At 62.8% G+C, this 8459-nt stretch carries 8 protein-coding genes and 1 pseudogene; 8 read left to right on the forward strand and 1 reads right to left on the reverse strand.

Annotation, left to right across the window (positions count from 1 at the left end; all coding sequences use genetic code 11):
* Window positions 1-110: 110 nt before the first annotated feature.
* The 8 genes and pseudogenes from BHE97_RS19135 to BHE97_RS19170 form a co-directional block, all read left to right on the forward strand.
* Window positions 111-668, forward strand: a pseudogene (locus BHE97_RS19135) (transposase family protein); the annotation flags it as partial.
* 420 nt (window positions 669-1088) lie between these two features.
* Window positions 1089-1325, forward strand: coding sequence for a heavy-metal-associated domain-containing protein (locus BHE97_RS19140; RefSeq protein ID WP_017791819.1), 237 nt, complete (start codon window positions 1089-1091; stop codon window positions 1323-1325).
* Between the two features lie 51 nt (window positions 1326-1376).
* Window positions 1377-3416, forward strand: a complete 2040-nt coding sequence (locus BHE97_RS19145) for a heavy metal translocating P-type ATPase (protein WP_087625633.1) — start codon at window positions 1377-1379, stop codon at window positions 3414-3416.
* A 15-nt stretch (window positions 3417-3431) separates the two neighbouring features.
* Window positions 3432-3863 (forward strand): cupin domain-containing protein, encoded by a 432-nt coding sequence (locus tag BHE97_RS19150; RefSeq protein ID WP_087625634.1) that lies wholly within the window; start codon window positions 3432-3434, stop codon window positions 3861-3863.
* Between the two features lie 35 nt (window positions 3864-3898).
* Window positions 3899-4804, forward strand: coding sequence for an NADP-dependent oxidoreductase (locus BHE97_RS19155; protein ID WP_087625635.1), 906 nt, complete (start codon window positions 3899-3901; stop codon window positions 4802-4804).
* Complete coding sequence (locus tag BHE97_RS19160; RefSeq protein WP_087625636.1) at window positions 4801-5469, forward strand: class I SAM-dependent methyltransferase; 669 nt, start codon at window positions 4801-4803, stop codon at window positions 5467-5469. Before BHE97_RS19155 ends, BHE97_RS19160 begins: the two co-directional genes overlap by 4 nt.
* A gap of 54 nt (window positions 5470-5523) precedes the next feature.
* Complete coding sequence (locus BHE97_RS19165; RefSeq protein WP_236757800.1) at window positions 5524-6246, forward strand: Crp/Fnr family transcriptional regulator; 723 nt, start codon at window positions 5524-5526, stop codon at window positions 6244-6246.
* A gap of 10 nt (window positions 6247-6256) precedes the next feature.
* A complete protein-coding gene (locus BHE97_RS19170; RefSeq protein ID WP_201791546.1) occupies window positions 6257-8191 on the forward strand; it encodes a heavy metal translocating P-type ATPase in 1935 nt (644 codons plus the stop codon).
* A 22-nt stretch (window positions 8192-8213) separates the two neighbouring features.
* On the opposite strand, the gene BHE97_RS19175 is transcribed toward BHE97_RS19170, so the two are convergent.
* Window positions 8214-8450: a metal-sensitive transcriptional regulator gene (locus BHE97_RS19175; RefSeq protein WP_236757801.1), complete on the reverse strand. Its 237-nt coding sequence runs from the start codon at window positions 8448-8450 to the stop codon at window positions 8214-8216.
* Window positions 8451-8459 lie beyond the last annotated feature (9 nt).

Here is an 8459-nt window from a genome sequence, read left to right on the forward strand (position 1 = left end):
CGGCTCTTCGCAGTTGAGGGTGTAGTCGGGGTTAGCGCGCCGTCGGCCGGATAGGGTCGAGGTCTTCCAGGATGGAAGTTCCTACACTGCCCATCCGAAAGACCTCGACGTTGCTCAACGCTACCTTCGCTGCGCCCGATCTGACCACGTTCTGCCGTCTCGACGAGCTCGGTCTGGAAGCCGTTGGACAGCGCCTCGAGCCGGATCGGGCGGTGATCGCGTGCCGGATCGTCGAGCGGGATCCGTGGTGCCGCAAGTGCGGCGCCGAGGGTGTGCCTCGCGACACGGTGACTCGCCGGTTGGCGCATGAGCCGTTCGGGCACCGGCCGACGACGCTGCTGGTGCGGGTGCGCCGCTACCGGTGTGAGCACTGCGGGCGGACCTGGCGGCAAGACACCTCGAAGGCGGCGCCGGCCAGAGCGAAGATCTCCCGTGGTGGGCTCACGTGGGCTCTGACCGGCATCGTGATCGACCACCTCACCGTCTCTCGCGCGGCGGCCGGTCTCGGAGTGTCTTGGCACACCGCGAATAACGCGATCATCGCCGAGGGCAAGCGCCGACTGATCGATGACCCGCACCGGTTCGACGGGGTCACCACGATCGGCGTCGATGAGCACGTCTGGCGGCACACCAGGTTCGGCGACAAGTACGTGACGGTGATCATCGACTGAATTGGCCTGGTTCTTGTTCCGACCGGTTTCCCTGTCAGCCGGTCGGTGACAGAAGCGTCTCGGTTTCAGCGTAGTACGCCTGTTCGACCTCGATCGGAGTACGCATATCGAGTTCCCCGTGGAGCCGCTCATGGTTCCACTACCGCACGTATTCGAGGGTCGCAAGCTCGACCTGCTCGACCGTCCGCCAGGGCCTTGCTGACGGATCAGTTCGGTCTTGTAGACCTTCATGGCGCCCAGCAGATCAACCAAGAAGCGACTCGCGGCACCCAAGTAGCTGGTGAGCCACAGAGAGGAGCTCCGAGCACGACTTGATCTAGGTCAAGGCTGAGGCTCTGTCAACACAATAGTCTGGGTCGTGAAGGCCAGGAACCTCCTGGTCGATCCCCGTTTCGGGGTGAAGCGAAAGGACTCATCATGGCGAACGCTACTGACACCACCCACACTCTGCTGCGCGCCGAGGGTTTCTCGTGCCCGTCGTGCGTGACCAAGATCGAGAAGCAGGTCGGCAAGCTCGATGGCGTCGAGAACGTGACGGTGCACTTCGCCTCGGGTCGCGTTGAGATCGACCACGATGAGACAAGAAGTTCCGTCGACGATCTCATTGCTGCTGTCGATAAGGCCGGCTATAAGTCGAAGGCCTCCGCGTTCTAGCCAAACGGCTCCTAACGCACTAAGTTCACCAATTCGAAAGGCGGCACATTCGTGAACGCGTTCCGTAAGTGGCGGTATGGCAACTGGTTCATTCCCGTTGTCTCGGGCCTCCTCATTCTCGTGTCGTTCGGCGTCGAAAAGCTCTTCGGCGGCAGCTGGAACGTCACGGTCGGTCCGCAATGGTGGATCGACGCTGGCGAACACGCCCACGGTTCTGGTCATGTGTTTACCCTTGCGAACGCGTTCATGCTCGCCGCAGCAATTGTCGCGGGGTACGGAATCGTCGTGAAGGCCGTCCGGGCACTGCTCGTAAAGTTCATCAGTATCGACCTGCTCGTATCGATTGCAGCGATCGGCGCGACACTCATCGGCAACTTCTGGGAAGCTGCCGCCGTGACGTTCCTCTTCGCGATCGGTCACGCTCTCGAAGCCGGCACGATGAACAAGACCCGTGCAGCGCTCGCTGAGTTGGTCGCGGTGGCCCCCGACGTTGCAGTCGTGATGCGCGACGGTGAGCAGGTCGAGATCGCCGCACATCAGGTGCGCATGGGCGAGATCGTGCTAGTAAAGAACGGAGCGAAAGTTCCCGTCGACGGGCAGGTCGTGTCAGGCACTGGAGCGATCGACGAGGCATCGATCACGGGTGAGTCGATCCCGGTCGAAAAGACGAAGTCAGATCACGTGTTTGCGGGCACGATCTCGCGGGGCGGATTCATACAGGTCATGGCGACCGGCATCGGAGCCGACACGACGCTCGCGCGCATCATTCACCGTGTCGAAGAAGCGCAGGATGCGAAAGCGAAAACGCAGGCATTCATCGACCGATTCTCGAAGTGGTACACGCCCGCGGTGATGGTACTCGCGCTTGCGGCGGGCCTCATCTCTGGTGACGTAGTGCTCGGCCTCACGTTGCTCGTGATCGGTTGCCCGGGCGCGCTCGTCATCTCGATTCCCGTGGCGATCGTAGCGGGAATCGGCCGCTCGGCCCGCAACGGGATTCTCATCAAGGGCGGCGAGTACCTCGAAACCTCGGCCAAGATCTCGGCCGTCGCAGTCGATAAGACGGGGACTCTCACCGAGGGCCGCCCGGTACTCACCGACATCGTTGTGCTCAATCCTGGAGCGGATCGGCGCGAGGTGCTTCGCTGGGCAGCCGCCGCAGAAGCAGGGTCCGAGCACCCACTTGCCCGCCCGGTCCTCGACACCGCACGAGAAGAAGGAGTGGCCCCCGAGGGCCTTCCGGGATCGGTCACACCGGTCGTGGGCAAGGGGATCGTGGCCGACGCTCACGGCAAGCGGGTACTCATCGGTAACGTGCCGCTGCTCGAACAGTACGGGATCGTGAACGACGCGGGGGCGGCTGTGGCTGCGAACAAACTGGCAGCGGCAGGCAAGACCCCCATGATTGTCGCGGTCGATGAGAGCGTGCTTGGCGTAATCGGTGTCGCAGATACGATCCGCGAGGATGCCCCCGAGATGATCAGGCGCTTGCACGCTAGCGGGGTGCAGAAGGTGGTGATGCTCACCGGAGATACGCGCCTTGTCGCCGAAGCCATCGGTGAGGCGGTCGGCATCGATGAGATCCATGCTTCGTTGCTACCCGAGGACAAGCTCAACGCTGTCGCGCGGTTGCAGCGCGAGGGGCACACGGTCGCGATGGTGGGCGACGGCGTGAACGACGCCCCGGCCCTCGCGACCGCCGACATTGGTGTTGCCATGGGTGCAGCGGGCTCAGCGGTGGCCGTGGAGACGGCAGACATTGCCCTGATGGGCGACAACCTCTTGAAACTGCCCGAAGCAATCAGCCTCGCCAAACGCACCGTGAACGTCATGCGCCAGAACATCTGGATCGCGCTCATCACCGTTGTCGTGCTGCTCGTCGGGGTCTTCGCAGGGGGTGTCACGATGGCTATCGGCATGCTCGTGCACGAGGGATCGGTGCTCATCGTAATCCTCAACGCGATGCGCCTGCTGCGCAACACCCAAGGAGCCACTGCGTTGTCGAGGAGTGAACGCGCCCGAGCCGCACATGAAACAGGCCGCCCGGTCGAACCAGCCACGGCCCAGAGTTCATCCGAACTTCCATCTTGAGAAAGGACCACACACATGAGTGAGAACCAGTTCAGCGTCGGCGAGAAGGCGACGCACTTCATCATCGACGAGGTCGCGAAAGCAAACACGAATTTTCGTCAGGTGCTCTGGACGGGAAAGCATTCCCAACTCGTTGCGATGACGATTCCGGTGGGCGGGGAGATCGGCGACGAGGTGCATGACACCACCGACCAGTTGCTGAGTTTTGTGTCGGGCAGCGGAGAGGCCGACCTTGACGGCGAGACGCACACCGTTGATGCTGGCGACCTGTGCGCTGTCCCGGCCGGTACTCGCCACAACTTCCGCAACACTGGCGATGAGCCTTTGGTGCTCTACACCGTCTATTCACCTCCGGAGCACGCAATTGACGCGGCGTATGCCACGAAGGAACTCGCTGATGCGGCAGAGGCTTCGGGTGAAGACGCTCGGCCACAGGCAACCAAGTAAGTGTCACTCACCTGGAGAATGAGGAGAAGTCAATAATGTCGAAAGCGCTGGTCTTCGCCGCCTATGGCGGCCCCGAGACGCAGGAACTCGTTGAACGCCCCGCTCCGGCGCCTGGGCCTGGAGAGCTCGCGATCGAAGTGAAAGCGGCCGGGGTGAACCCTGCTGACTGGAAGATCCGTGCGGGGCAGATGGGCTCCCACTGGCCGCTTCCCGCACCGATGGGCCGAGAGGCCTCCGGTGTCGTCACCGCCGTAGGCGCAGAGGTCGAGAACTTCGCTGTCGGTGACCTGGTGCTCGGCCTCGCGGCCAAAGGACAGGGAACGTTCGCGAAGCACACGGTGTTGGATGCGGCACAAACCGTCCAGAAGCCCAAAGAGCTTTCCTTTGCTGACGCTGCAGCACTGCCTGTCGCAGGGGCGACTGCGTATGACGTGACGCATCAGATCGAGCTGGAACCTGGTCAGACGATGCTGATTCTTGGCGCCGGAGGTGGGGTCGGGCTGATGGCGGCGCAGATCGGCAATGTGCACAAGTTCACGGTCATCGGTGTGGCCAGTGCAGCGAAGCAGGAACTGGTGGAGTCGACCGGTGCGACGTTCGTTGCCTCCGGGGAGGGTGCGGCTGACCGGGTGCGTGCCATCGCGCCGGAGGGTGTTGATGTGCTCATCGACCTGGTCGGTGGGCAGGCGCTTCGTGATCTCGCGGTCGTCGCCAAAGACCCGAGCGTCATCATCAGTACCGCAGACCCGACCACCGTGCAGCAACTCGGTGGCGTAGCGGTGGTGCGCACGCGTGAAGGGCTCGAGAAGGTCACCGGCGTCGCCCAGTACGGTCTCGTCGACCCGCAGGTGACGGACCGGTACAGTCTCGATCGGGCTGCGGAAGCCGTCGCCATGGTGGAGGCCGGGCACACTGCCGGCAAAGTGATCATCGAACCATGACCCAGCGGCCTGAGGCACCGACGGACGCCGTATTCACAGCAGCACGGACGTCTGATCCTGTGGCCTCAATAAACCGGGTGGCCGATGCATACGGGTCGCCTGAGGTTGATATCGAGGGCATTCTCGGCGCCGAGATCTCACCGGATGACCCTGATCGTGCGGTCATCGAGCCGTGGGCCGCGGCAGTCGATGGCCCCATTCTCGATGTCGGCGCGGGTACCGGGCGTTGGACCGGTCACCTCGCACGCCTCGGACACACGGTGGAAGGGCTCGAGCCATCGGATCGCCTCATCACGATTGCCCGAGCCAGACATCCCGCGGTTGTGTTCCATCACGATTCCATCGAAGATCTCGCCCGTTGCGAGACCCGCTGGGGCGGGATCCTCGCCTGGTATTCGACCATTCACATGAGCTCAGAAGAGCTCCTACACGCGCTCGCAACACTGCGCACTCGGCTGGGTGACGGCGGATCGCTGCTGATGTCCTTTTTCGCGGGGCCGCGGCGGGAGGCATTCGACCATCCGATCGCCGCCGCATACCGGTGGCCGATGAACAAAATGGTCGAAGCCCTCACCTACGCCGGGTTCGAGGTGATCGGGCAGCGCTCGAACCCGCGGACGCCACACGCGTACATCACTGCACGCGCCACCCCTGGCTTCAGCTGAAGCGCGTGTGTTGTGCCACGAGTCGCCATACTAGAAGGGAAGGGAAGGATGCCGTTGGCTGTTTCAACCGATGTGGATGCTGATCCAGCAAATGATCTCTGCGTGGCCCGTGTACCGCTGTTTCAAGGGCTCACACATGCGCAGCAAGTGGAAGTTGCGGGATTTGCACGTACCGTCCGATTAGACGCTGTCGAGCAGGCGTATACAGCAGGCTCGGATATGTCGCAGTTGATGGTGGTGCACACCGGTCAGGTGAAGATCGCTCGTACAAGTGCGGCTGGGCACGAGCAGGTGATCCGGGTCCTCGGTCCGGGCGACTTCATCGGAGAATCCGCGTTTCTCACCGGCACGAGACCCGATCACGCAGCAGAAGCGCTCGTGCATACCGAACTGTGCGTGTTCCGTCATGCCGATCTCGGGCGTCTCGTCGAGAAGCATCCGAGCATCGGGCTGCGCATGCTGCAAGGAGTGAGTCAGCGCTTGGATGATACTGAGGCGCGGCTGGCTTCTGTCATCTTCGGAAACGTGAGCTCTCGTCTCGCCGATTACCTGCTCTCGCTCCCTGCGACGCCAGGGCCGCGAGGAGCCATCGACGTGACGCTGCCGCTCGCAAAGAAGGACATCGCTTCGCTCCTGTCCACGACACCAGAGTCCCTCAGTCGGCAACTTCGCAAACTCACCGACACCGGGGTGATCTCACAACAGGAACAGGGGCGGATCACGATCACTGATGTGACCGCGCTCACCGCACTCTCAACCCTCTCGAAGAGAGACTGAGAACAGCACCGTGCCAGCCCAGACCATCGCCCCACGTACCTCGGAAGCGTCACACGCAATGTCATCGACGGGGGAATTTCTTCGCAACCGCAAGCTCATGATGTTCGTGCTCGTCGGTTTGGCGACCGGGGTTATGCTCTGGCTGACCGGCGCAGAGATGGCTCTCGGGGTCACCGCATACTTGGTGCTCGGTATCGTGATCGTGATCACCGCGATCGACATGTTCAAAGATCTGATGCGCGGGCATTGGGGGCTCGACATTCTTGCGGTCATCGCCATGATCGCGACACTCGCCGTACAGGAATATGTCGCGGGGCTCATCATCGCGTTGATGCTCACCGGAGGGGAAGCACTCGAAGACCTCGCCGCTCGCCGCGCGAGCCGAGAACTCGACCAACTGTTGAGCCGAGCCCCAGCATTCGCGGGTCGAATTCACCCGGTAACAGGTGAGGTCGAACGCATCGCGATCGAAGAGGTGAAAGTCGGCGACGAACTGCTGGTGCGCTCCTCAGAGATCCTCCCCGTCGACGGGGTGCTCCTATCGAATCACGCGACGATTGATGAATCATCCGTGACCGGTGAACCGATCCCGGTGAACTACCACGCGGGCGACCCACTGCTTTCTGGAACGGTCAACAGCACGACGAGCTTCACGATGCGCGCGCAGAAGGTGGCAGCCGATTCGAACTACGCCTCGATCGTACGGTTGGTCGAGGAGGCCGTGGACTCCCGGGCACCGATGGTGCGACTCGCCGACCGTTATGCGGTGCCGTTCACCATTGTGTCATTGCTGATTGCGGGCTTCGCGTGGTTTCTCAGCGGGGATCCGGTGCGATTTGCCGAGGTGCTCGTCGTGGCGACGCCGTGCCCGCTGCTCATCGCCACCCCGGTCGCGTTCATGGGCGGGATGAGTTCCGCAGCAAAGCTCAACGTCATCATCAAAGACGGTGGCGTGTTAGAGGTGCTCGCCCGGGTCCGTGCAGTCGCATTCGACAAGACCGGCACCTTGACCGAAGGTAAAGCCGACGTCGTCGAGATTCACCCTGCTGCTCGCACCGTAGACGAGACGCTGCAGCTCGCGGCCGCCGCCGAGCAGTACTCCGTGCACGTGTTCGCCGATCCGATCGTGGCATCGGCACGCACACAGCAACTTGAGCTTCCCGAAGTGGTGACGGCCGACGAGGTGGCAACAAACGGTGTCCTCGCCTCCCTGGCAGACGGCACTTCGGTGCGAGTGGGCAAGCCCTCATTTATCGAAGAGGTGACCGGGCCGATCGATCGACCCGTACTCTCAGCTGGGGAGACGGCCGTCTACGTATCGGTCGGTGACGAGCTCGCCGGAGTGATCATCTTGTCCGACCCGATTCGTGAGCAGTCTGCAGACACGGTGTCCCGTCTTCGCCGAGCAGGCGTAGCCGAGATCGCGATGGTGACCGGTGATATCACGTCGACCGCGGAGTCTGTCGCACACGCGGTCGACATTCAGACGGTGCACGCTGAGACCACTCCCCAGACCAAGGTGCGGATTGTGCAGGCGATGCGGCCGAGACCCGTACTCATGGTCGGCGATGGGATCAATGATGCCCCGGTGCTGGCGGCCGCCGATGTCGGTGTTGCGATGGCGGGCAGGGGTGCAACGGTCGCGAGCGAGTCAGCAGCGGCGGTGATCACCTCGAACGACATCGCGCGAGTGGCAGATGTGGCCTATGTCTCGCGGCGCACGGTGCAGATCGCCCTGCAGTCGATCTGGATGGGCATCATCATCTCAGTCGGTTTGATGCTCGTCGCCGCATTCGGCTATTTGCCGGCGGTGGTGGGAGCGCTGCTGCAAGAGATTGTTGACCTTGTGGCCATTCTGTCGGCGCTCCGCGCGCTCCGCGCGCTCCGAGCGCACCGGGGTGCGCGGCGCGAGAGCTCTGCTCGGCGGGAAGTGCCGGTAGGCTAACCCGCGAGGCCGACTCACACAGTCACGATCGGATCAGCCGGTTGACCGCGGCAGTGGACTCCTGAATCTTCTCGTGGGCGGCCTCGTCGCTAAGCTTGGCGGCAGCGAGCACACAGTGCTTCAGGTGATCATCGAGCAGCCCCGTCACCACCCCCTGCAGCGAGCGGGTGAGCGCACTGACCTGGGTCAGAATGTGGATACAGTACTGCTCTTCGTCGATCATGTTCGCGATGCCCCGGGCCAAAGCGGCTCTTCGCAGTTGAGGGTG

The sequence above is a fragment of the Aeromicrobium sp. PE09-221 genome (genome assembly GCF_002174305.1).
Classification (GTDB): domain Bacteria; phylum Actinomycetota; class Actinomycetes; order Propionibacteriales; family Nocardioidaceae; genus Aeromicrobium.

What these genes read in the sequence shown, in the direction of transcription:
- BHE97_RS19140 (WP_017791819.1), top strand. Translation starts at nt 1,089, where the DNA reads ATGGCGAACGCTACTGACACCACCCACACTCTGCTGCGCGCCGAGGGT.
- BHE97_RS19150 (WP_087625634.1), top strand. Translation starts at nt 3,432, where the DNA reads ATGAGTGAGAACCAGTTCAGCGTCGGCGAGAAGGCGACGCACTTCATC.
- BHE97_RS19155 (WP_087625635.1), top strand. Translation starts at nt 3,899, where the DNA reads ATGTCGAAAGCGCTGGTCTTCGCCGCCTATGGCGGCCCCGAGACGCAG.
- BHE97_RS19160 (WP_087625636.1), top strand. Translation starts at nt 4,801, where the DNA reads ATGACCCAGCGGCCTGAGGCACCGACGGACGCCGTATTCACAGCAGCA.